The sequence below is a fragment of the Brenneria salicis ATCC 15712 = DSM 30166 genome, assembly GCF_003315515.1.
GTDB lineage: Bacteria > Pseudomonadota > Gammaproteobacteria > Enterobacterales > Enterobacteriaceae > Brenneria > Brenneria salicis.
On record NZ_QNRY01000034.1, the window covers coordinates 1 to 23,591 of the forward strand.

18 protein-coding genes and 2 pseudogenes are annotated in these 23,591 nt (G+C 51.6%); 10 read left to right on the top strand and 10 right to left on the bottom strand.

Features of this window, described 5'->3' with window-relative positions; all coding sequences use genetic code 11:
* Nucleotides 1–203: pseudogene (locus DES54_RS13500) on the top strand (IS630 family transposase); the annotation flags it as partial.
* Between the two features lie 11 nt (nucleotides 204–214).
* On the opposite strand, the gene DES54_RS13505 reads toward DES54_RS13500, so the two are convergent.
* On the bottom strand, nucleotides 215–991 hold the full coding sequence (locus DES54_RS13505; protein WP_240635015.1) for a cytosine permease: 777 nt from the start codon (nucleotides 989–991) through the stop codon (nucleotides 215–217).
* A gap of 271 nt (nucleotides 992–1,262) precedes the next feature.
* Here DES54_RS13505 and DES54_RS13510 point away from each other — a divergent pair, with 271 nt between their 5' ends.
* Nucleotides 1,263–2,183: a LysR family transcriptional regulator gene (locus DES54_RS13510; RefSeq protein WP_113868237.1), complete on the top strand. Its 921-nt coding sequence runs from the start codon at nucleotides 1,263–1,265 to the stop codon at nucleotides 2,181–2,183.
* Between the two features lie 4 nt (nucleotides 2,184–2,187).
* Here DES54_RS13510 and DES54_RS13515 read toward each other — a convergent pair.
* The 6 genes and pseudogenes from DES54_RS13515 to lrp all read right to left on the bottom strand — a co-directional run bounded on the left by DES54_RS13515 (nucleotide 2,188) and on the right by lrp (nucleotide 10,994).
* Nucleotides 2,188–3,339 (bottom strand): annotated as a pseudogene (locus DES54_RS13515) (MFS transporter).
* Between the two features lie 317 nt (nucleotides 3,340–3,656).
* Nucleotides 3,657–4,952: a serine--tRNA ligase gene (gene serS / locus DES54_RS13520; RefSeq protein WP_113868239.1), complete on the bottom strand. Its 1,296-nt coding sequence runs from the start codon at nucleotides 4,950–4,952 to the stop codon at nucleotides 3,657–3,659.
* Between the two features lie 106 nt (nucleotides 4,953–5,058).
* The gene (locus DES54_RS13525) at nucleotides 5,059–6,402 is read right to left on the bottom strand and encodes a replication-associated recombination protein A (RefSeq protein ID WP_113868306.1); all 1,344 of its coding nucleotides are present in this window, start codon (nucleotides 6,400–6,402) and stop codon (nucleotides 5,059–5,061) included.
* Between the two features lie 7 nt (nucleotides 6,403–6,409).
* The gene (gene lolA, locus DES54_RS13530; RefSeq protein WP_113868308.1) at nucleotides 6,410–7,021 is read right to left on the bottom strand and encodes an outer membrane lipoprotein periplasmic chaperone LolA; all 612 of its coding nucleotides are present in this window, start codon (nucleotides 7,019–7,021) and stop codon (nucleotides 6,410–6,412) included.
* 174 nt (nucleotides 7,022–7,195) lie between these two features.
* Nucleotides 7,196–10,384 (bottom strand): DNA translocase FtsK 4TM domain-containing protein, encoded by a 3,189-nt coding sequence (locus tag DES54_RS13535; RefSeq protein WP_113868241.1) that lies wholly within the window; start codon nucleotides 10,382–10,384, stop codon nucleotides 7,196–7,198.
* A 115-nt stretch (nucleotides 10,385–10,499) separates the two neighbouring features.
* The gene (gene lrp / locus DES54_RS13540) at nucleotides 10,500–10,994 is read right to left on the bottom strand and encodes a leucine-responsive transcriptional regulator Lrp (protein ID WP_113868243.1); all 495 of its coding nucleotides are present in this window, start codon (nucleotides 10,992–10,994) and stop codon (nucleotides 10,500–10,502) included.
* A gap of 175 nt (nucleotides 10,995–11,169) precedes the next feature.
* On the opposite strand from lrp, the gene DES54_RS13545 reads away from it, so the two are divergent.
* The 6 genes from DES54_RS13545 to infA all read left to right on the top strand — a co-directional run bounded on the left by DES54_RS13545 (nucleotide 11,170) and on the right by infA (nucleotide 17,304).
* Nucleotides 11,170–11,436 (top strand): hypothetical protein, encoded by a 267-nt coding sequence (locus DES54_RS13545; RefSeq protein WP_113868245.1) that lies wholly within the window; start codon nucleotides 11,170–11,172, stop codon nucleotides 11,434–11,436.
* 85 nt (nucleotides 11,437–11,521) lie between these two features.
* The gene (trxB, locus tag DES54_RS13550) at nucleotides 11,522–12,484 is read left to right on the top strand and encodes a thioredoxin-disulfide reductase (protein ID WP_113868247.1); all 963 of its coding nucleotides are present in this window, start codon (nucleotides 11,522–11,524) and stop codon (nucleotides 12,482–12,484) included.
* A gap of 240 nt (nucleotides 12,485–12,724) precedes the next feature.
* Nucleotides 12,725–14,491, top strand: a complete 1,767-nt coding sequence (gene cydD, locus DES54_RS13555; protein WP_113868249.1) for a heme ABC transporter permease/ATP-binding protein CydD — start codon at nucleotides 12,725–12,727, stop codon at nucleotides 14,489–14,491.
* Between the two features lies 1 nt (nucleotide 14,492).
* Nucleotides 14,493–16,259, top strand: coding sequence for a heme ABC transporter ATP-binding protein/permease CydC (cydC, locus tag DES54_RS13560; protein WP_113868251.1), 1,767 nt, complete (start codon nucleotides 14,493–14,495; stop codon nucleotides 16,257–16,259).
* A gap of 4 nt (nucleotides 16,260–16,263) precedes the next feature.
* A complete protein-coding gene (aat, locus tag DES54_RS13565; RefSeq protein WP_113868253.1) occupies nucleotides 16,264–16,968 on the top strand; it encodes a leucyl/phenylalanyl-tRNA--protein transferase in 705 nt (234 codons plus the stop codon).
* A 117-nt stretch (nucleotides 16,969–17,085) separates the two neighbouring features.
* On the top strand, nucleotides 17,086–17,304 hold the full coding sequence (gene infA, locus DES54_RS13570) for a translation initiation factor IF-1 (RefSeq protein WP_002211347.1): 219 nt from the start codon (nucleotides 17,086–17,088) through the stop codon (nucleotides 17,302–17,304).
* A gap of 171 nt (nucleotides 17,305–17,475) precedes the next feature.
* Here the strand turns inward: infA and clpA are convergent, their stop codons facing one another.
* Nucleotides 17,476–19,773 (bottom strand): ATP-dependent Clp protease ATP-binding subunit ClpA, encoded by a 2,298-nt coding sequence (clpA, locus tag DES54_RS13575; RefSeq protein ID WP_113868255.1) that lies wholly within the window; start codon nucleotides 19,771–19,773, stop codon nucleotides 17,476–17,478.
* Between the two features lie 29 nt (nucleotides 19,774–19,802).
* Complete coding sequence (gene clpS, locus DES54_RS13580) at nucleotides 19,803–20,123, bottom strand: ATP-dependent Clp protease adapter ClpS (RefSeq protein WP_113868257.1); 321 nt, start codon at nucleotides 20,121–20,123, stop codon at nucleotides 19,803–19,805.
* Nucleotides 20,124–20,476: 353 nt separating this feature from the next.
* Between clpS and cspD the strand changes: the two genes are divergently transcribed.
* Complete coding sequence (gene cspD / locus DES54_RS13585; RefSeq protein ID WP_113868259.1) at nucleotides 20,477–20,698, top strand: cold shock-like protein CspD; 222 nt, start codon at nucleotides 20,477–20,479, stop codon at nucleotides 20,696–20,698.
* A gap of 109 nt (nucleotides 20,699–20,807) precedes the next feature.
* On the opposite strand, the gene DES54_RS13590 is transcribed toward cspD, so the two are convergent.
* The gene (locus DES54_RS13590) at nucleotides 20,808–22,469 is read right to left on the bottom strand and encodes an ATP-dependent endonuclease (protein WP_113868261.1); all 1,662 of its coding nucleotides are present in this window, start codon (nucleotides 22,467–22,469) and stop codon (nucleotides 20,808–20,810) included.
* A 173-nt stretch (nucleotides 22,470–22,642) separates the two neighbouring features.
* Between DES54_RS13590 and DES54_RS13595 the strand changes: the two genes are divergently transcribed.
* Nucleotides 22,643–23,542, top strand: a complete 900-nt coding sequence (locus DES54_RS13595; RefSeq protein ID WP_113868262.1) for a LysO family transporter — start codon at nucleotides 22,643–22,645, stop codon at nucleotides 23,540–23,542.
* Nucleotides 23,543–23,591: the final 49 nt, after the last annotated feature.

Here is a 23,591-nt window from a genome sequence, read left to right on the forward strand (position 1 = left end):
AGAATCCGAAGTTTCGTGTTATTTATCAGCCGGTTTACTCGCCCTGGGTAAATCATGTTGAACGGCTGTGGCAGGCGCTGCACGAAACGATAACCCGAAACCACCAGTGCCGCTCAATGTGGCAGTTACTGAAAAAAGTGCGTCACTTTATGAATACTGTCAGCCCATTCCCCGGTGGGAATCATGGGTTGGTAAAAATGTAGCGATATTAGGATCAGTTATTTAGTATTGTAGAACTATTGCCGAAACAGAATCCCAGCCCGGCACCTAATATGGCATCTTTACGGGTCTTGGCATAACGAGCAATATCAGGAGACATAACGGCTGCAACGATCCAGATTGAAATCACATAAGAAATGGCGGCACCCATGCTGATTGGTGATTTAATTACCATTACCGGAGTGTCTGCATGATTTATCGAAGCCAACACAATGCCTGTTATTATCAATATCAGCATTAGTGGTACGCTAAATACACTTAGTTTACCCAATGCTCTGACACCCCAAATCGCCGTAAGCGTCATTAAAATCATGCCAAACAGCAATATGGGTAAACGACCAGGATCGAGATGATAATTCATCAGCGCTTTTTGCAGCATCACACCAAAGAAATCGAGTTGAAAAGCAAACCAGCCGAGTAGAGAAATAGCAGAAAAAATTCCTATTAATTTTCCGCCAAGGCGACCAAATACAGAAATGCTCAGTAACGATGTGGACAGCCCGCAACCATAGCCTACGTTAGCACATAATGCTGCCAAAACACCGAGCAATGCCGATCCAATCAGCGTCGCACTTATGGCCTCGGCAAATGGCAACCCTCCGCTTAAAAATGAGCCAAGAAACAAACCAGAGATATCAATACCGATTGCCAACCAGATCAAAGCAATCACATACCAGCGCTTACGCGCTTCGGCAGGCACCGTTTCATATTCATAATCATATATTTGCCGTGATTTCTGAACTTTCTCAGATACAGCGTTACCTTGAGACATATCCCCCCCATAAACCAAAGGCACAATAGTTATTGTATGTTTATGGTATTTTATAGAGGTTGCAGTATGCCGTATAGAACAATGGCACTGCTAAATAATTAGCAGTGCCATTGTTTATGAGAGAGACCCTGATGTGACGCATAAAACCGCGTTTTCGCGGGAACCACATACCCATGTGGTTTAGGTACAATATAAATAAGAATTATATTGATTAATACAGATATATTTTGATGTTAACATTCAAGGATGTGATGTGTGCTAAGGGAAGATTATGCGCTTAGATAAACTGGAGATTCGCTGGCTTAAGCTTTTCTGTAAAATAGTCGAAAAACAAGGAATTACAAATGCACAGGCGGTAACTGGATTAAGCCAACCGGTGCTCAGTCACTACTTATCCCGCCTTGAAGACACACTTGGACTAGTTTTGTGCGAACGTGGACGTGGCGGTTTTTCATTGACCACTGAAGGTGAAATCGTCTATCAGGAAGCAAAGTCCGTTATTTCGACTTTGGATGATTTTGCCAATCGATTAGCAAGGATCAAGCACTATCTTGTTGGGACAGTCAAATTAGGTTGCCTCGACAATATAGCAACACACCCTAACAATGTTGTCTCTCAAGCCATCGCGAAGCTTTACAACCAAAGCCCAGAAGTGAATGTTGAACTTGAGATTATTGAATATATTCCTTTAATGGAAAGACTCAAAAATGGAAACTTGGATATCGTCTTAAGTACCTTACCTGATGATATTCCAGCAGATATTTTCTATCAGCCCGTATTCGTGGAGCATAGTTACTTCTATTCAACAGCAGAAAATGCTGAAACTATTGAGCAAGAATGGAAAAATGGTGAATTAAATCCACGTAGATTATTGATAGGTGGACATGCCTTCAATGAAATCAGTAAGCAGTTGGGTCCAGTATCAAAACAGGGATATCACCAGACAGCCTGGCATCTTGAAGGAAGTTTATTACTCCTACTCGCAGGCACCCACATAGGCTTCCTGCCCGATCACTATGCATCACCCTGGGTTGAAAAAGGCAAGCTTGCGGCTATCGCCCCAAACCATTTAAAACTGACCAGCATTTTCTATTTGATAAAAAATGCCAAACAGCGGCTAAGTCCGGTCGCCGAGGCGTTGTGGAATAATATGGTCGAAGCTGGCCAGAGTTCGCTGGCCAGTTTGAAATAAAAACTCAGGCGGTAGCCAGTGGCGTCGGGTGCTGGTCGGCTTTTTTAAGCAACATAACCAGATAGCACAACGCTACCACAGCAATCAGCACAAACAGTGATCGATCGGAATACGTTTGCATCAATACTGCCGCAAGACTTGGGCCACACAAGCTACCAAGAGTATAACTCAGCAGTAACGCCTGATTCATAGGCACCAGTTCATCCGGATTTACCTTTTCGCATGCCCACGACATAGCGACCGGATAAAGCGTAAAACCCGCACAACCAAGCATGAATAGTGCCGGCGCCATGGCATAGTGGCTAATACTCAACATCGCCAGGCAACCAATGATCACCACAAAAACCAGTACCCGCAAGACTAACAAACGTCCATACCGATCGGCCATTCTCCCGACCGGCCATTGTCCTGCGATACCAGCGCTAATCAGCAGTGCCATCCAATAACCAACGCGCGCATCACTCATACCCTGATGTGAAAGATAAAGCGGCATTAACCCGTACAGCGAGCCCAAAATCACCCCGGAAATCACACAACCGTGCACACCCAGTCGGGCGCTCCGATATTTGAGCATTTGCCACACATTGACGCGACGTCCCTGAGTGGCCGGGCCCGGAACCCGGATAAACAGCAAAGGCAATATCGCCAGAATAATTAATGCGGTAACCCATGGCAAAACGCTCAGAAGTTGCGTTGGCAAAGCGCCGAGCAGCAATTGCCCAACCACACTGCCAAAGTAGTAAGCCATCATGTAAGCGGCCAATAGCTGTCCGCGTTGAGCCGTTGTACCGCTGCATAGCAACGCGCTTTCAACCACCACCCATATCAACGCACAACCAATTCCGGCCAGAAAACGCCAGAATAACCAACTCAAGAAGTCGACAGAAAGCCCCAACCCAACAGTGGCAATGCCAAATAGCAAGGCAGCAAAATAATAACTGCGATTAAATCCGTAGCCTATGATTAACTTGCCCGCCAACAATGTCCCGACCAGATTACCGCTGAAATAAGACGAACCAACCAACCCTACCTACCAGACCGGAAGTTGCTGATAATTAAGCCAAAGTGGTACGAGTGTATTTAATACGGCAATACAGACCGTCAGCAGCAAAAGGCCACAGAGCAGAAAGCGCACTGGGCGAGAGTAAGCAGACATAATGACGTGGATAACCAGAAGACCAAGAGAAGAGTGAGCGCATCATGCCACTGCATATTGGAAAGTCAATCCAGGCGAAATGGAAGAAACAGGCTGCATAGCTACCTTGATTTAAATAATTTATCAAGAAATGGCTGAGTTGAATATTCGCGCAGATAGAATAATTATATTATTCTGATTTTAAACATATTTATACAGTAAAATCGCACATAAATACGCTAAAAGAAGCAAAAAATAATTTTTACGATGAAAAAATATCGCCGAACCGGGGATGAAAAAAAGCGCCATGATGACGCTTTTTCACAAAAAAACGATTATCAGCCGATGAATTCCAACCCACCCATATAAGAGCGTAATACTTCAGGAATTTCAATTCGGCCATCAGCCTGCTGGTAGTTCTCCAGCACAGCAACTAGAGTACGACCAACCGCCAGCCCTGAACCGTTCAAGGTATGCACCAGTCGCGTTTTCTTGTCGCTTTTGCTGCGGCAGCGCGCCTGCATACGACGAGCCTGAAAATCCCACATATTTGAGCACGAAGAGATCTCGCGATACGTACTCTGCGCAGGCAACCACACTTCCAGGTCATAGGTTTTGCTGGAGCCGAATCCCATATCCCCGGTGCACAACAATACCTTACGATAGGGCAACTTCAGCAGTTGCAATACGGTTTCCGCTTGCGCCGTCAGTTCTTCCAGCGCCTGCATCGAATCCTCAGGACGAACGATTTGCACCAGTTCCACTTTGTCAAACTGATGCATGCGGATCAGACCACGCGTGTCGCGACCATAAGAACCGGCTTCAGAACGGAAGCATGGCGTATGCGCCGTCATTTTCAGCGGCAATAACTCCTCATCCAGAATCTCATCGCGCACCAGATTGGTCAGCGGCACCTCTGCTGTCGGAATCAACGCGTAATTACTGGTATCCGCTTCTTCACTTAATGGTTTGGTATGAAACAGATCTTCGCCGAACTTTGGCAACTGGCCTGTACCGTACAGCGTCGTATGATTGACAAGGTAAGGCACAGACGTTTCCTGATAACCATGCTGTTGGGTGTGCAAATCCAGCATAAATTGGGAGAGTGCGCGATGTAGCCGGGCAATCTGTCCTTTCATCACCACAAAACGCGCGCCGGTTAATTTTACACCAGCGGCGAAATCAACCCCGGAGGCCATCTCTCCGAGTTCAACATGATCACGCACCGGAAAATCGAATTTGCGAGGTTCCCCCCAACGGCTGACTTCCTGGTTATCGTTCTCATCTTTGCCCAGCGGTACTGAGTCATCAGGCAGATTAGGGATGGTTAACGCCAAATCGCGGATTTCATTCTGTAGTTGGTCCAGTTCTGTTTTCGCGGCATCCAGCTTCTCACCCAACTCGTTAACTTCGCGACGCAATGGCTCGATATCTTCGCCTCGCGCTTTCGCGGCGCCAATCACTTTCGATCGGGAATTACGCTCAGCCTGCAAATTTTCTGTTTCCACCTGGAGAACTTTACGGCGTTCTTCCTGCTTACGCAGGGTTTCCACATCCAGTTTAAAGCCTCTGCGAGCCAGTAGCTTTTCGGCGACTGCGTCTAGCTCATTACGCAGTAAATTGGGATCGAGCATGCTAATCCTGTGCTTATGATTATCAAATGAAATGGTAATGAATCCGATAAATTATCGCTCACCGGATTGCAAAAAATGTCCCGTTAACCTTACCGCAACGCTTAGTTTAGCGGTAGCGTTTTGTCGGGCTATTTTGATCCTGAGTAGCAAGCCAGGCGAGCTTTTCACCAATTTTGCCTTCAAGTCCACGCGCTGATGGCGTGTAATAACGCGTTTCCGCCATTTCCCGTGGGAAATAGTTCTCTCCGGCGGCATAAGCGTTAGGTTCGTCATGCGCATAGCGATACTCCGCTCCCAACCCCATTTCTTTCATCAAACGCGTAGGCGCATTGCGCAGATATTCGGGAACATCATAGTCCGGCTTTTCAGCGGCATCACGCATGGCGGCCTTGAACGCGGTGTAGACCGCATTACTTTTCGGCGCACACGCCAGATAAACAATGGCCTGCGCAATGGCCCGTTCGCCTTCCGCTGGTCCCACACGCCTAAAGCAATCCCATGCGGCGATAGCCACCTGCATTCCCCGCGGATCGGCATTGCCGACATCCTCGGAAGCAATAGCCAGCAGACGGCGGGCCACATACAACGGATCGCCGCCTGCCGTGATAATACGCGCATACCAGTACAACGCCGCATCCGGCGCCGATCCTCTGACCGATTTATGTAAAGCGGAAATCAGGTCGTAATAGCGGTCGCCTTTGTTATCAAACCGCGCGCTGCGTTCGCCAGAGACTTCTTTCAGCAGCGACGGCGTTAATACCCGATTGCCACGTGTATCCACTTCCGCCATGTCCGCCATCATTTCCAGGCTGTTCAGCGCTCTTCTGGCATCACCATTGACCAGTTCCGCCAACATACGACGAGTGTCATCCGGCAGAACAATATTCTGCCCGCCGTATCCTCGCTCACGGTCTGCCATCGCCTGCTGTAGTACCTGTTCAATATCCTCCGCCGTCAACGCTTTGAGCAAATACACACGGGCGCGTGACAACAGGGCTGAATTGAGTTCGAAAGACGGGTTTTCAGTTGTCGCACCAATGAAGGTGATGGTGCCGTCTTCAATATGCGGAAGAAAAGCATCCTGCTGACTTTTGTTGAAGCGATGGACTTCGTCCACAAACAGGATCGTCCGACGCCCGGCATGACGGTTCTGCCGCGCCCGCTCGATCGCTTCGCGGATCTCTTTGATACCGGAGGTCACCGCCGAGATGCGTTCTACATCGGCCTGTCCATAACGACCGATTAATTCCGCCAGCGTGGTTTTCCCTGTACCAGGCGGTCCCCACAGGATCATGGAGTGGAGTTGGCCCGCTTCAATGGCGCGAGGCAACGGTTTATCCGCACCAAGTAAATGCTGTTGACCGATGTATTGCGACAATGTCACTGGCCGCATACGTGCGGCCAGTGGTTGAAACGCATTTTGAGAAAAATCCAGTGACAGATTGCTCACGCAGACCTCACTGACGCTGATCATCCAGCATCACCCCTTGCGGGGGCGTAAAAGTAAATTTCGCAGCATCAACCGTACTATTTTGCTGATTTTTCAGTACGTAAGTGCTGCGCTGTCCATCTTGTTCCGTCGCGGTGAATGTCTTGATCGTTCCGCTCGGCGTTACGCTGATGGCGAACTGTTTCAGGTTGCCGCTAGCCGATTTCGGCTTCAGTTCAAATTCATCGCCATTCTGTCGCACCTGGTATTTACCCCAATCACCGGCATCATTACGGGTAATCAACATAAACGGCGTATTGCCTGTCGCATCTTTTAGCCAGGTTGCCGTAACCTGTTCAACAAAAGGATTATAGAACCACAGCGTTTTACCATCAGAAACCAGCACGCTTTCATCCGGCGAAGTCGTTTTCCAGTTAAACAGATTAGGGCGTTTCAACCACAGTTCGCCCTCGCCTTCCTGGACGGCGGCGCCATCCGCGCTGGTCACCGTCTGGCTGAAAGTGGCGTGAAAACTATTTACTTTACTGAGTCGGTTTTGCAAATCTCTGGCCGCATCAGCATATACGGCTGTTGATGCCATACCCGATATCAGGCAACAGGCGACTAACCATTTCTTCATCATATTAAATCCTTTGAATTTTCCGATATCCCGCGTTATCACGGTAAAACTATCAGACTTGCTGCGACTTCAACACTTTAGCTGAAGCGACTCGGGCTGTGATAGGCGAATTGTCTGCTAATTGCGGCTTTTACGCTTCTTTGCATTCAGGGCTGCACCCGCAGCCCTGATGCCTTATTCCATCGGCGGGGGGGCTAATACTTCACGGTTGCCGTTATGACCCGGCGAACTGACAATCCCTTGCGATTCCATCTGTTCGACGATACGTGCGGCGCGGTTATAACCAATGCGGAATTGGCGCTGCACGCCGGAGATAGACGCTCTGCGTTTCTCCACCACGAACGCGACGGCCTGATCAAACAGCGGGTCCAGTTCTTCATCCCCCTCCAGGCCCAGGCTACCGCCCTCACCTTCATCACCGCCGCTAACGATATTATCAATATATTGGGGCCGCCCGCGGGCTTTCCAATCCTGAACCACCGCATGCACTTCCTGATCGCGGACAAAAGCGCCGTGAACGCGGACCGGTATCGATGAGTTAGGTGCCATGTAAAGCATATCCCCCATGCCCAGCAAAGATTCGGCGCCGCCCTGATCGAGAATGGTACGCGAGTCAATCTTGCTTGATACGGTAAAGGCAATACGCGTCGGGATATTCGCTTTGATAAGACCGGTAATCACATCAACCGAAGGCCGCTGCGTCGCCAGCACCAGATGAATCCCCGCCGCACGTGCCTTCTGCGCTAACCGGGCGATCAGTTCTTCAACCTTCTTGCCGACCGCCATCATCAGATCGGCGAACTCATCGACCATCACCACGATATACGGCAGTTTTTCCAGTACCGGCGGCGTCATATCCATGCTATCGCCCGGCTTCCAGAAAGGATCGGGGATCGGGCGTCCCATGGCATCCGCTTCCCTGACCCGCTCGTTATAGCCGGACAGATTACGCACGCCCAACGCTGACATCAGTTTGTAACGCCGTTCCATCTCGCCCACACACCAGCGCAATGCATTGGCGGCGTCTTTCATGTCCGTTACCACTTCCGTCAGCAAATGAGGAATACCTTCATAAACAGAAAGTTCCAGCATTTTCGGGTCGATCATGATAAAGCGCACTTCGTCCGGCGTCGCTTTGTACAGCATACTGATGATCATCGCGTTGACGCCCACCGATTTACCGGAACCGGTCGTACCGGCCACCAGCAAATGCGGCATTTTTGCGAGATCGGCCACCACCGGTTCTCCGGCAATGTCTTTACCCAGCACGATGGTCAGCGGCGACGGATTATCACGGAAGCGCGCGCAATCCAACACTTCCCGCAGATAAACCGTTTGACGGTGCTGGTTCGGTAACTCCAGGCCGACAAAGGTTTTCCCCGGGATCACTTCGACAATACGCACCGCTACCACAGACAGAGAGCGCGCCAAGTCGCGGGATAAATTGGAGATCCGCGCCGCTTTCACGCCTGGCGCCAGATCCAGTTCGTAGCGGGTAATTACCGGTCCGGGATAGTGATCGACGACATCGGCCTTTACCCGGAAATCCGCCAGCCGCGCTTCAATCAGGCGGGCGGTTTGTTGCAACGCAAAATTATCCACCGGCGCTTCGCTGGCGGGCGGCGGCGTCAATAAATCCAGGGTTGGCAGAGGCGTGGTCGGCTTCTGCAACGGCTGATCGTTACGCATCAGGAAAGGATGAATCAGGCTATCCATGATGGGCTGACGCGCTGGCGCCGGTTCTTCCTGCGCAATCGGATAGGTCTCGCCATCGTCTCCCGCGACAATGTCATGCTCCACTTGCGCCGGCGGCGCAGGTTGAGCAGACAGCGTGAACGGCGATTCCTCCGCCACAGACGCGTCCTCGTGATCATAACGACTGTGCTGCTGAGCGGCGAAATCTTTGGCTAATTGAGCCTGCAACAAAGCGTCATCATCGTTTTCCGGCTGAGGATACTCCTCGCCATAGCGCTGACGTTGCTGTTCGAGATATTGCCGCTGTAACGCCGCTTCCTGCATCGCGATATCATCCTGACCATTCGCAAATCCGTAGTCGGCCTGAGCACTGTCTTGTTGGGGATCGTCTTGCTGGACATTCTGCGATTGCGCCAACTTCGCCTGCTCTTCCGCTAATCGCTGCGACGGCAATTTGATTCCGTAGGACGCCAGTTCACGACGAGTCGGGATACGAACAGGATTCGGACGCGGCAGTTCCGGGCCGTCGCCATGTTTAACCTGCGGATTCTCATCCTGCGTGGCGCTGAAAGCCGGCGTAAAAGTCGTATTTGTCTGGTATGCGCCGCCGCCCGATGCCATAACTGCTTGCGATTGCGCCAGAGCGGGGTGTTGTTCATCAGGCGGGATAGCCAGCGGCTGAGTGACAGGCTGCTTATTTCTGTCGCTGTAAGGCGCATACGCATCCGCACGGTCATGATGATCTTCCGCCGTCGAAGGCAATTCAAATGAATATAACGGCGGGTTCATTGAAGGCGCGACATCGATCTTCTGCTGCGTCGCGAGTTGTTGCTCTGTTGCCGGCGCCACCGACGATTGCGGCACGGCAACTGGCTCAGTAGCGGGATTCATATCCGTGGCGGCGCTTTCAGATTCGCGCTTTTCCGACGCCGCCGCGTTCAGGGCTTCCGTAACCGAAGGGGCGGAAAAAAGCACATCATCATCGGTATGCGCTGGAGAAATTGCCGTTAGTGGCTCGGCTGACGCTGATTCAAGCCTCTCATTATCACGGCGCGAATGGTTAGACATAAAGGTCAGACAACCCAAAACGCCAGCCCCGATTTTTTCCGCAATCGTCAACCACGACCAACCGGTAAACAGCGTCAACCCTGCCGCCCAGACGCACAAAAGGATCAAGGTCGCGCCCATGCTGTTAAATCGGGGGATCATGGAACTGCCCAGCAAGCTTCCCAATACCCCGCCGGAAGCGAAATAGTAGAGATCATCCACATTCAACGCGGCCAAGCCGCAAGACGTGAGAATCAACGCCAGCGCGCCAATCAAACGCAGCGAAAAAGTAAAGTAATCAACGGCATTCTGATTGTCGCGATGGCGGAACGCCACCCAGCACAGCGATAACATGACGGGTGGAATGGCATAAGCCAGCACGCCAAAAATGAAAAACAGGGTATCGGCCAGCCAAGCGCCCGCTACGCCGCCAAAGTTATGAATCGGCTCATGCCACGCGGTTTGTGACCAACTGGGATCGGAAGGACTGAAGCTGAATAATGCGACGCCAAGATAAACGGCAAAAAGCGCCACTACGATCAAAATCGCTTCAAGCAAACGTCGGGTACCACTGAGTTTTTTCAGGGTGATATCTTTATCTTCTGTATATTCCTGGCTCAAGCGTTTCTCCAGGGGCCTGTAAAGGTTTATGACAAAGCGCCGAGAAAACCCGGCGCTGGAACTGTATAAATTCACAGGAGTGTAGCTGAATTTATCGGGGTTTGCACCCATGCATTTATCGTGTCTTAATGACCAAACGATTGCTTTGCTTAACTTCTTCCATCACCACATAGGTACGAGTATCGTTAACACCCGGCAGGCGCAGCAACGTCTCTCCCAACAGTTTACGGTAAGCGGACATATCCGGCACCCGCGTTTTCAGCAGATAGTCAAAATCGCCGGAAACCAGATGACACTCCTGAATTTCCTCCAGCTTTTGCACCGCCGTATTGAACTGCTCAAAAACGTCCGGCGCGCCACGATTCAGCGTGATTTCAACAAAGACCAACAGCGAGGCATCCAGATAATGCGGATTCAGCAACGCTGTGTACCCATTAATAAAACCCTGCCTTTCCAGACGGCGCACACGCTCCAGACAAGGTGTCGGAGATAGCCCTACCCGCTTGGAAAGTTCGACATTGGAAATACGTCCATCTTTTTGTAATTCGTTCAGGATGTTGCGATCAATACGATCGAGATCTTTTCCTGGTCGCTTTTTAATGTCTACCATTATTATTGTCTCTCTCCACGTTTCCCTGCACCTGCTGCACTCCGACAGACTTAAATGCTTCAGAGCCGCCCTTAAGAAGACCCGCGATCTATTTTGTATATCAAAAGCCATTATCTATTTGTGCTGATCCCGTCGCCGTTCTGCCCGTTTGTTCAACCAGAACCAGACAAAAACGGTGTTTCCATGGCGTAAAGACCAACCGGAACGCACTGAACAAAAAGCCGAGCTTTTAACTATTCATATACAAAAAATTTCCTCTTACCCCGATGTTTTCGCAAAAGCCCAGCCGATTGTCAAAGTAAAACAACTAAAATCAGAAGAAAGTACCAGTGAAGATAAGATAATGCGCGCTCAGACTCGTCTTTCCGTCATTTTACTTATGAATATGGCTGTTCTGTCAGTAGATTATCTCTCCGATAGCCATCAGCAATTAAACAAATAGCTAACAACTTTTCCTCATACTTTTTTTACTCAGGCAATTTCCTTACAATCATCGCCATTGTCCGTCATCGTGAAATGAGGAACGCATGAGTACCGTTAAACACCACAAGCTATTGATCCTGGGTTCAGGCCCGGCCGGATACACCGCCGCGGTTTATGCCGCCCGCGCCAACCTCAAGCCGGTATTGATCACCGGGATGGAGAAAGGCGGTCAGTTGACGACCACCACTGAAGTGGAAAACTGGCCGGGTGACGCAGACGATTTAACCGGTCCTCTGCTGATGGAGCGTATGCATGCCCACGCTGAAAAATTCAATACCGAGATTGTGTTCGATCATATCCAGTGCGTTGACCTGCAAACCCGCCCGTTCCGTTTGTTCGGCGATAGCGATGAATACACCTGTGATGCCCTGATTATCGCCACGGGCGCATCCGCACGCTACCTGGGACTTCCTTCAGAAGAAGCGTTCAAAGGTAAAGGTGTTTCAGCCTGCGCGACGTGTGATGGTTTCTTCTATCGCCGTCAGAAAGTGGCGGTGATTGGCGGCGGGAATACGGCGGTTGAGGAAGCACTCTATTTATCCAACATTGCGGCTGAAGTGCATTTGATCCACCGCCGCGATAGCTTCCGTTCAGAAAAAATCCTGATTGACCGATTGATGGATAAAGTGACAAACGGCAATATCTTTCTTCATACCAACCGCACACTGGAAGAGGTTCTCGGCGACAACATGGGAGTGACCGGTGTCCGTCTGCGTGATATCCACAGCGGTGCGACCGAGGAACTGGCACTGGCCGGCGTCTTTATCGCTATCGGCCATAGCCCCAACACCGCGGTATTCGGCGGTCAGCTTGAACTGGAAAACGGCTATATCAAGGTACAGTCCGGCATTCATGGCAATGCCACCCAAACCAGCATTCCCGGCGTCTTCGCCGCCGGTGACGTAATGGATCATATCTATCGTCAGGCGATCACCTCTGCGGGAACCGGCTGCATGGCCGCCCTGGACGCAGAACGTTATCTGGATGGTTTAACGCCCGCCAAATAATGCGCAGCAGCGTCATCCGGGGGAGGTTTTTCTTTCCCGGATGCATTTTCCTTTTTCCTTTGCCGTCACGCAAAAATTGATCATTTCACCTATTTTACGCTTGCTTTTGATTTGCAGCCCGCGGTTGGCGAGGTAACATGACCGCACTCTGAGTGTCAGTGGCTGAATTTGTTAAATAACGGTTATATAAGCGTTATTTTCCATTAACACTCTCCCTGCAATATGATGACCTGGTGCCTGATGAAAAATACCAGACAACAAGAACTGACCCACTGGCTTCGGCAACAAAGCAAACTGGCGCAGCGTTGGTTACGCTTTTCACTTTTACTCGGTTTTCTCAGTGGCGTATTAATCGTCGTGCAAGCCTGGTTACTGGCTAGCTTGCTCCAGGCGTTGATTATCGACCACACGCCCCGCGAGTCACTACTTTCTTCTTTTTTACTGCTCGGCGCCGCCTTTGTACTCCGGGCGCTTAACAACCTGTTGCGAGAGCGCGTCGGTTTTATGTGCGGTCAAGCCGTGCGCCAGCAAATCCGCAAGCTGGTGCTGGACAGATTACAACAATTAGGTCCGGCCTGGGTGCGGGATAAACCCGCCGGAAGCTGGGCGACCATGATTCTGGAACAAGTCGAAGATATGCAGGATTACTATTCCCGTTATCTTCCGCAAATGTATCTGGCCGCTTTGATACCCGTGCTTATTCTAATCGCCATTTTTCCGATCAACTGGGCTGCCGGTTTAATTCTGCTACTCACGGCCCCGCTGATCCCTCTGTTTATGGCGCTGGTCGGTATGGGCGCGGCGGATGCCAATCGGCGTAACTTCCAGGCGTTGTCCCGGTTGAGCGGTCATTTCCTTGACCGTCTGCGCGGATTGGAAACACTACGGTTATTTAATCGTGGCCGAGCGGAAATCGATCATATCAGCAACGCCTCGGAAGAATTTCGCAGCCGGACAATGGAAGTGCTGCGTATGGCTTTTCTCTCTTCAGGCGTTCTGGAGTTTTTCGCTTCTATTTCTATTGCGGTGGTCGCCGTTTATTTTGGCTTCTCCTATCTTGGTGAACTGAATTTCGGTCACTACGGTGCGGGCGTTACGCTCTTTGCCGGTTTTCTGGTGTTGATTCTGGCGCCGGAGTTTTTCCAGCCGTTACGCGATTTGGGGACGTTCTATCACGCGAAAGCGCAGGCGGTGGGCGCCGCCGAATCGTTGGTGACCTTTCTGACGACGGAAGGAGAAACCGTCGGATTCGGAGAGCAAACATTTCCTGACCAGGGGGCGATTGAGATTCGCGCCAGCGATCTGGTGGTGCTGGCGCCAACCGGCGCGTCATTGACTCAACCGCTGACCTTTACGATTGAAGCCGGCAAGCGCATTGCGCTGGTGGGCATCAGCGGAGCAGGGAAAAGCTCGCTTCTGAACGTATTGCTGGGTTTCCTGCCCTATCGCGGCTCGCTGGCCGTTAACGGCATTGAACTGAATACATTGTCCCCGGATGCATGGCGTAGACAATTAAGCTGGGTCGGGCAAAATCCCCACCTACCGGAGCAGACACTGCGTGCGAATATTCTGCTTGGCAAACCGCAAGCAACCGATGAAGAGTTGCAGCAGGCCATTAAACGCGCTTATGTACATGAGTTCCTTCCACAACTGCCGCAAGGATTGGAAACGATTATTGGCGATAGCGCTGCTCGCCTTTCGGTTGGTCAGGCACAGCGCGTCGCGGTGGCCCGCGCGCTGGTAAAACCCTGCGCCCTGTTGTTGCTTGATGAACCGAGCGCCAGTCTGGACACTCACAGCGAACAACGGGTGATGAGCGCCTTAAATGATGCGTCTCTCCACCAGACCACCCTGTTGGTGACCCATCAGTTGAATGACACCATTCATTACGATGCTATCTGGGTTATGGATAATGGTCGCCTGATTCAGCAAGGCGATTATCCGTCACTGAGTAACCAATCAGGCCCTTTTGCCGACCTGATGGCGCAACGACAGGGAGATCTGTGATATGTCCCGCAAAACCGAATATCGAACCACCAGACAGATTTTAAAACCCTTTCTGGCCCTCTATGGCCGCCACTTCTGGCGGTTAAATCTGGGCATTCTATTAGCGATTGTCACCCTGCTGGCAAGCATCGGGCTGCTTGCCCTGTCCGGCTGGTTTCTGGCGGGCGCGGCGCTGGCAGGCGTCGCCGGGCTTTATACGTTCAACTATATGCTGCCGGCGGCGGGCGTGCGCGGGGCGGCGATTACCCGCACGGCGGGACGTTACGCCGAAAGGCTGGTCAGCCACGACGCCACGTTTCGCGTATTGCAACATCTGCGCGTCTTTACCTTCTCCCGCATCCTGCCATTGTCGCCAGGGGGGATTGCTCGTTTCCGTCAGGCTGAATTGCTGAATCGACTGGTGGCCGATGTCGATACGCTTGATCATCTATATCTGCGCGTCATTTCCCCGTTGGTCAGTGCGCTGCTGGTCATTCTCATCGTGTCCTACGGGCTCAGTTGGCTGGACGCTTCACTGGCGCTGACGTTATGCGCCATTACGCTGGTCCTGTTGCTGACGCTGCCACTGGTGTTTTATCGGGCAGGAAAAACCATCGGACAGAATTTAACCGTTTTGCGCGCGCAATACCGTATTCAATTGACGACCTGGCTGCAAGGACAGGCCGAGTTGACGGTATTTGGCGCGTTGTCCACCTTCCGCCAGCAATTGGCGCGATTGGAAAGCCAGTGGTTACGCCGTCAACAGCAACAGACCAATTTGACGGGACTGTCGCAGGCGCTCATGATCCTGTGTAGCGGATTAACCGTTACGCTTATCCTCTGGCTGGCGGCTGGCGGCGTGGGCGGCGATCCCCAGCCAGGCGCCTTGATCGCGCTGTTTGTTTTTGCTTCGCTGGCCGTTTTCGAGGCGCTGGCCCCGGTTGCAGGCGCTTTTCAGCATATGGGACAGGTTATCGCCTCCGCCGCCCGCGTCGATCAAATCATCCGGCAAACGCCGCTGGTGACATTCCCGGCGCAGGGGCCGTCTGCTGGCGCCGAGGCGTCGCTGACATTACATCAGGTCGGCTTTACCTATCCTGAACAGCCGGTGCCGGTGTTGGAAGGCATCACACTGAATATACGTGCGGGCGAGCACATTGCCCTGCTTGGCCGCACCGGGTGCGGTAAATCCACGCTGTTGCAACTCATTACCCGTGCGTGGGACTGTCAACAAGGCGAAATCAGGTTAAACGGCCAACCGCTTTCCGCCTGGGCGGAAGATGAATTACGCGCCATGATGAGCGTCGTCCCGCAACGGGTACATATTTTCAGCGCCACGCTACGCGACAACTTGTTACTTGCCGCGCAGGACGCCAGTGATGAGCGGCTAGTCGCCGTGTTACAACAGGTCGGTCTGGATAAATTGCTGGAAAACGAGGGGCTGAATAGCTGGTATGGCGAAGGCGGACGCCAGCTTTCCGGCGGAGAACAGCGCCGTATCGGACTGGCGCGAGCGTTATTGCACGCCGCGCCGCTGGTGCTGCTGGATGAACCGACTGAAGGTCTGGATGCCGAAACCGAACGACGTATTTTGCGGTTACTGCGTCAGCAGTGCGCGGGAAAAACGTTGATTGTGATTACTCATCGTCTGCATGAACTTGAATCCATGGATCGCATTTGCGTGATGGATGGCGGGAAAATCATTGAGGACGGCCATCATCACACGCTGATGGCCCAGCAAGGGCGTTACTGGCAATTTCGTCAGCGCATTAATACCCATCAGGTTTAATATTATGCGTCTGTATCAGCTTTCTTCTGACTCGCTATATTTTCCCGACCCGGCTGACGCGCTGGATGAACCCAATGGACTGTTGGCTTATGGCGGCGATCTCACTTCCGCCCGGTTGAAAATGGCGTATCGGCAAGGCATTTTTCCCTGGTACTCTCCCGGCGATCCCATTTTATGGTGGTCGCCCAATCCTCGCGCCGTTTTATTTCCTGATGGATTGCATATCAGTCGCAGCATGAAGAAATTTCTGCGCAAACATGATCTTACGGCCACAATTAATCATGCGTTCGATGCGGTTATCACGGCCTGTGCCGACGAACATGCCGGTGGAACCTGGATTACCCCGGAAATTATCACGGCTTATGGTGAGTTGCATAAGTCAGGACAAGCACATTCCGTCGAAGTGTGGCAGAATAGCGCGCTGGTTGGTGGACTATACGGTCTCGCGCAAGGCAGTTTGTTTTGTGGGGAATCGATGTTCAGCCGTGCAGATAATGCCTCCAAGTATGCGTTACTGACATTTCAGCAACATTTTATTCATCACGGCGGCGTGCTGATTGATTGCCAGGTACTGAATTCACATACCGCCTCACTGGGCGTGTGTGAAATACCCCGTGAACGCTTTTTGCAATTTCTTTTTCAACTACAGGATATTCCGGTAGATGACCGTTGTTGGTTGCCGCAAACGCTGGCTGAACCGACACATTAACGTTGATACGCTGTTCGTAAATACGACTTAGCTTATGAACGCTTCTTTACATAATGTAGGTTTTTCGGCATTATCTTGCCGGTTAAAAAACAAAGGTAGTTAGACCTAGAGGATTCGATGGCCAAAGAAGACAATATTGAAATGCAAGGCACCGTGCTTGATACGCTGCCCAATACCATGTTCCGCGTTGAATTGGAAAACGGGCACGTGGTTACCGCTCATATCTCCGGTAAAATGCGTAAAAACTATATCCGCATCCTGACGGGTGACAAAGTCACTGTAGAACTGACCCCCTACGACCTGAGCAAAGGCCGCATTGTCTTCCGCAGCCGTTAAACGGTTCGCCCATCGCTGATAGTAGCGATCTCCGAGGATGTTTTACCTCTCCGCCCTTTCCGTTTTCGGTAGGGGCTTTTGTGTTTGCACATCCATTCGCGATTGAAATATTCGCCATCAGTCATTAAAAAAGGTGATGCCGGGGCATCACCTTTTAGTTACTCATAACGGTTAGTTACTCACAACGGCGTTTACCGTGCGATCCGCTTCCGCTTTATGCTTCTGCGCACTGAGGAAACCGTAGGTCAGTTGCTGAGTCGCTTTATCCAGTTCAACGGTCACGGAGCCGCCATCGACCAGCGCGCCGAACAGCAGTTCATTCGCCAACGCTTTCTTGAGATTCTCCTGCATGACGCGGGCCATCGGGCGGGCGCCCATCGCTTTGTCGTAGCCTTTCTCCGCCAGCCAATTACGCGCGTCATCACTGACTTCCAGCGAAACGCCCTTCGCATCCAGTTGCGCCTGTAGCTCAACAATGAATTTATCCACCACCTGTTGAATCACTTCAGGGGACAGATGGTTGAACCAGATAATCCCATCCAGACGGTTACGGAATTCCGGCGTAAACACTTTCTTGATCTCTTCCATCGCATCGCTGCTGTTATCCTGATGAATAATCCCGATGGATTTACGCTGTGTTTCCCGCACACCGATATTCGTGGTCATCACCACGATAACATTGCGGAAATCGGCCTTGCGCCCGTTGTTGTCCGTCAATGTGCCGTTATCCATCACCTGCAAGAGCAGATTGAATACGTCCGGATGCGCTTTTTCGATCTCATCAAGCAGCAGTACGGCATGCGGATGTTTGATCACCGCATCCGTCAGCAACCCGCCCTGATCGTAACCCACATATCCCGGCGGCGCGCCGATCAAACGGCTGACCGTATGGCGCTCCATATATTCAGACATATCAAAACGCATCAGTTCGATGTCCAGTGCTTTGGCCAACTGCAAGGTCACTTCCGTTTTACCCACGCCTGTCGGACCGGCAAACAGGAAAGAGCCGACCGGTTTACGCTCATGGCCTAATCCTGCACGGCTCATTTTGATGGATTCAGACAGCGCCTCAATCGCTTTATCCTGACCGAACACCAACATTTTCAGACGATCGCTCAGGTTTTTCAGTACATCGCGATCGCTGGCCGATACGGTTTTTTCGGGAATGCGGGCAATGCGCGCGACAACCGATTCGATATCCGCCACATTGACCGTTTTCTTACGCTTGCTGATCGGCAGCAAACGACTGCGCGCCCCCGCTTCATCGATGACATCAATCGCCTTGTCGGGCAAATGACGATCGTTGATGTATTTCACCGCCAGTTCAACCGCCGCGCGCACCGCTTTCGCCGTATAACGCACATCATGGTGAGCTTCATATTTCGGTTTCAGGCCGTTAATAATCTGTACGGTTTCTTCCACGCTGGGCTCTGTGATGTCGATTTTCTGGAAACGACGCGCCAGCGCGCGATCCTTTTCAAAGATATTGCTGAATTCCTGATAGGTGGTTGAACCAATGACACGTATCTTGCCGCTGGAGAGCAGCGGTTTTATCAGATTCGCGGCATCCACCTGACCGCCGGACGCCGCGCCTGCGCCAATGATGGTATGGATTTCGTCAATGAACAGAATACTGTTTTTATCCTGTTCAAGCTGTTTCAGCAGCGCTTTGAAACGCTTTTCAAAATCACCGCGATATTTAGTGCCGGCCAGCAGGGAGCCGATATCGAGCGAGTACAAGGTGGCGTCGGTCATCACCTCAGGGACATCGCCCTGCACGATCCGCCATGCCAGACCTTCCGCAATCGCTGTCTTGCCGACGCCGGATTCCCCCACCAGCAACGGGTTATTCTTGCGACGACGGCACAGCACCTGAATGGTTCTCTCCAGTTCCCGTTCCCGGCCAATAAGGGGATCGATGCCGCCAACGCGGGCAAGCTGATTCAGATTGGTGGTGAAGTTTTCCATACGGTCTTCCCCTGCGGTCTGTTCTTCATTGACAGGGTTATCCGGGGTGGGCGACTGCCCGGATTCTTCTTTGCGCGTGCCGTGTGAAATAAAGTTAACCACGTCGAGACGGCTGACATCATGTTTGCGCAGCAGATAGGCCGCCTGGGATTCCTGCTCGCTGAAAATGGCGACCAGCACGTTCGCCCCGGACACTTCGCTGCGTCCAGATGACTGAACATGAAACACCGCACGCTGCAACACGCGTTGAAAACTGAGCGTTGGTTGGGTTTCGCGCTCTTCATCATTCTGCGGCAATGTCGGCGTGGTTTGTTCGATAAAAGCCTCAAGTTCCTGGCGCAACGCGGCCAAATCTACCGTGCAGGCTTCCAATGCTTCACGTGCGGCCGGATTACTGAGCAGAGCCAACAGCAAATGCTCCACGGTCATAAACTCGTGTCGGTGCTCACGCGCTCTGGCGAAAGCCATGTTGAGACTGAGTTCCAGTTCTTGATTGAGCATAGGCACCTCCCCCAATAAATTGCCTGACTTCAGGCTTTTTCCAGCGTACAGAGCAACGGGTGCTCATTTTCTCTGGCATAACGGTTGACTTGTACAACTTTGGTCTCAGCCACTTCAGCGCTGAATACGCCGCAAATCGCCCTTCCCTGATAATGAACAGTCAGCATCAATTGCGTCGCGCGTTCAATATCATAAGAAAAGAACTTTTGCAGAACGTCAATAACAAATTCCATCGGTGTATAATCATCATTGTTTAACAACACTTTATACATCGATGGAGGCTGTAGTTTTTCTTTGAATCGATCGGCAGTCTGCTGCTCCGACTGTGACCACGTACTGTTGTTTCCCATTCTCAGTCCAACGTCATCTAACTGGCATCATTTGTCACGGTATTGAGTATTTACAGTAGCACGTCTGGTTTTTATTTTACCATCGAGGTAATGAAATGGTGGTTGTAAAGCAAAAAATCAATCGCTGTTATCTCGCTAATTTACGGTGTCCTCCACAACCCGCACCGTCAATAGCGTTATCTGCATCAAATTTTCAAAAACTCCCCCGCGCCCTCCAGGGCGGATCGCTTGACGCCGGGATCGATTTCACTAAAGTGTACTGTTGAATTGATGATGTTTTAATCAATTTGTATTCGAATTAACCAAACGTTCTCCTCTTACTTAAAAAACGCGCTTGCGAAGGATGTCGATGCATGGAGACAGGTACTGTTAAATGGTTCAATAATGCCAAAGGCTTTGGCTTTATCTGTCCTGAAGGCGGCGGCGAAGATATTTTTGCCCACTACTCAACAATTCAAATGGACGGATACCGGACACTAAAGGCCGGGCAGGTTGTCAAGTTTGATGTTCACCAAGGACCAAAAGGTAATCATGCCAGTCTGATTGTGCCACTGGTAAGCGAAGCGGTTTCCTAATCCTTACCGCTTTGCCCTGCAACAATTTCTGCCATCTGTTAGGGTAAGACAAAAATGCTGGTCACCTGCTGGCCGGCATTTTTTATGACGCTACCGCCCCCGCGATCAGCTAATCCGCCCGGCCACGGGCCAGCCATAATACGCGGGAAAACATGCTGCGAATCAATGGTGGGATCGCGTCGCTCCCTCTGGCGGCGACTTCCATTGCCACCTCGATCGCTAAATCCGGTTTTGACGAGCGATGAATCGCCTTGACGATTATCTTGTGCATCGAGAGCGGGACTTTTTCCGGCAACTGCGCCGTGCGATGGTAAACATGGCTGAAGCCCTCACGATACATGTAATGCTCCATGTCCAGCGCAGGCAGCACCGTCAGATGATCCCGCTCGGTGTCGCCGTCGACGGACAGCATGCTTCGCGCGGTGGCGGCATACTTTTTCCCGGCGTCATCACCGTCCACCAGCACATGCCACTCGATCCCCATTCGTCGGGCGAATTTTACCAATGGACTGAGCCCCGATTGGGCAAACTCGATCACCTTCACGCCTTCCGCCGCAAAATGATGACCGCACACCCGCGCGAGTTCATTAAGCATCCAGACTTCCGTTTCCCCTTCCACCAACAACCAGCATCGGGCGAACAGCGAGGCCGGGCGATTAAAGCGAATATGGAAAGCGATGCGGCGGCTGTCTTCCGCACTCATCCCTTGCGGGCCGATGCGGAATGTCGCCACGCGGGAAGATTCACGCACCAGACGGCATACCTGCTCCATCGGCACCAGAGACAACAATTCGCCGGAATTCGTGGTCGTGACTTTCTGTAGCGGCAACTGCATCAGTAGCCCCCACGCCACCGACAACATAATGGGATGTAATCGCGTTTCGGGATCTTCTATCAGCAAAAGAGGACGCGAATGCGCATGCAGCGCCACCGACCCTTTGGCCTGTAGCAGCGTGGAAAAAAGTTCCAACAGAATAATCCGCCGACTGCGACTATTCGGATCGGCAATCAGCCGGTTGATATTATCCAGCGAGCGCCAGGATTTCCCGTTATACGCGCGTTCCTGTCGATGATGACGCTCACTGGCGGCGGAACCTTGTTCCGAAAAATAGTGTTCCAGCAATTGCCGCATGGCAACCAGCCCCTGACGCAACTCTTTATCCGTCAGTTTCTGCGGATTCCGCGCCAGTTCACGCATCAATTGCTCGAACTGCTGCGCCAGCTTTTCATTGCTGTTATCGATGGTCGCGGCGATAGAACCCGAACGTAAGCGCCGGATAAAACGGGCATCGCGCAGACGCAGTACCGGATTGAGACGAATAACTTCCCGCGCCAGCGCGTCGATGTCATGCAGTTGAATAGGGTGTCCTTGCGCATCAAGAAAACTGCGCCAGGTAAAGACGGCCTGACTTTCGTCCACCTCACCTTCCAGCCGATAGAAAATCCGGTACAGCGACGCGTTGCCTTCAGCCCACACGCGCTTGAACGGACGATAGCGCGGCACAAGATGGTGGCCGGGCGCGGTTTCGCAGAAGGTGAAAATGACCTGCAAATGACGTTCACGGCTGCTCTCATCACCCGGCTTGAAATAGAAATCCTGCAAATCGAAATGATAAAGGGGCAATGACGGGGCCAACAACAGCGACAGCGCATCAAGCAGGCTGGACTTTCCCCAAGCGTTCTCGCCAATCAGCACCGTATTATCATCCAACGTTAACGACAGGCGATTAATTCCCCGGAACCCCAGGATCTCTATATTCTCCAGATACATCCGCCGCTCCTGTTCTCTTTTCGCTGATACCGGCAAGATAACAAAACCATCTGTTGATGGAACAGATTTCCAGACAAGACTTTACTCAACGTGATTAATTGTTTAATTTTAATTGATTATGTCTTATCCCCCGCCTGTTGCCCGCTTTTCTTTTTAAGGACCTCAATTCTGTGATGTATTCGGGATTATTAATTATTTTATTGCCATTACTGTTTGGCTATCTGTTGCCTTTGCGCGCGAAAAAAGTCCTACAGACAATTAATCAGCTATTGAGTTGGATGGTGTACGTCATTCTATTTTTAATGGGAATTAGCCTGGCTTTTCTGGATAACCTCGGCAGCAATCTGTTACTGATTTTTCGTTACGCCGCCGTTTTCTTTGTGTGCATCATTGCCGCCAATGCCTTGTCGCTATGGCTGTGGGGAAAACGTGATGTCTGGCCGGGAAAATTTCCCCAGGAAGCGCCGCCTTCCCGCCTGTATATGATTCTGGATTCGTTAAAGCTCTGTCTGGTGGTATTTGGCGGTTTTCTGCTGGGGTTGACGCAATGGCCTGGTTTGATCCATGCCAGTGAAGGCAGCGAATACGCGCTGATTCTGTTGTTGTTTTTCGTCGGAATACAGTTACGCAACAGCGGAATGACGCTACGTCAAATCGTGTTGAATCGACGGGGAATGTCGATTGCGTTGGTTGTCGGCGTCAGTGCGCTGGCAGGCGGTTTACTCGCCGCCAGGGTGCTCAGCCTGCCGCTCAAAACCGGGCTGGCGATAGCATCCGGCTATGGCTGGTATTCGTTATCCGGCATTCTGCTGACCGACGCCTTAGGCCCGGTGATCGGCAGCGCGGCCTTTTTCAACGATCTGGCGCGAGAACTGTTAGCCATCATGTTGATTCCCGCGCTGACACGACGCAACCGCGCCTGTGCGCTCGGACTGTGCGGCGCGACGTCGATGGATTTCACGTTGCTGGTGTTGCAACGCAGCGCCGGGGTCGATATGGTGCCGGCGGCCATTGTGCACGGTTTTCTATTGAGTCTTGTCGCGCCGGTATTCATGGCGCTATTTTCCTCCTGACCGGTTGCCCCTATTTCTTTAGCGCTGCTGTTTTCCCGGTTCCCGGCTA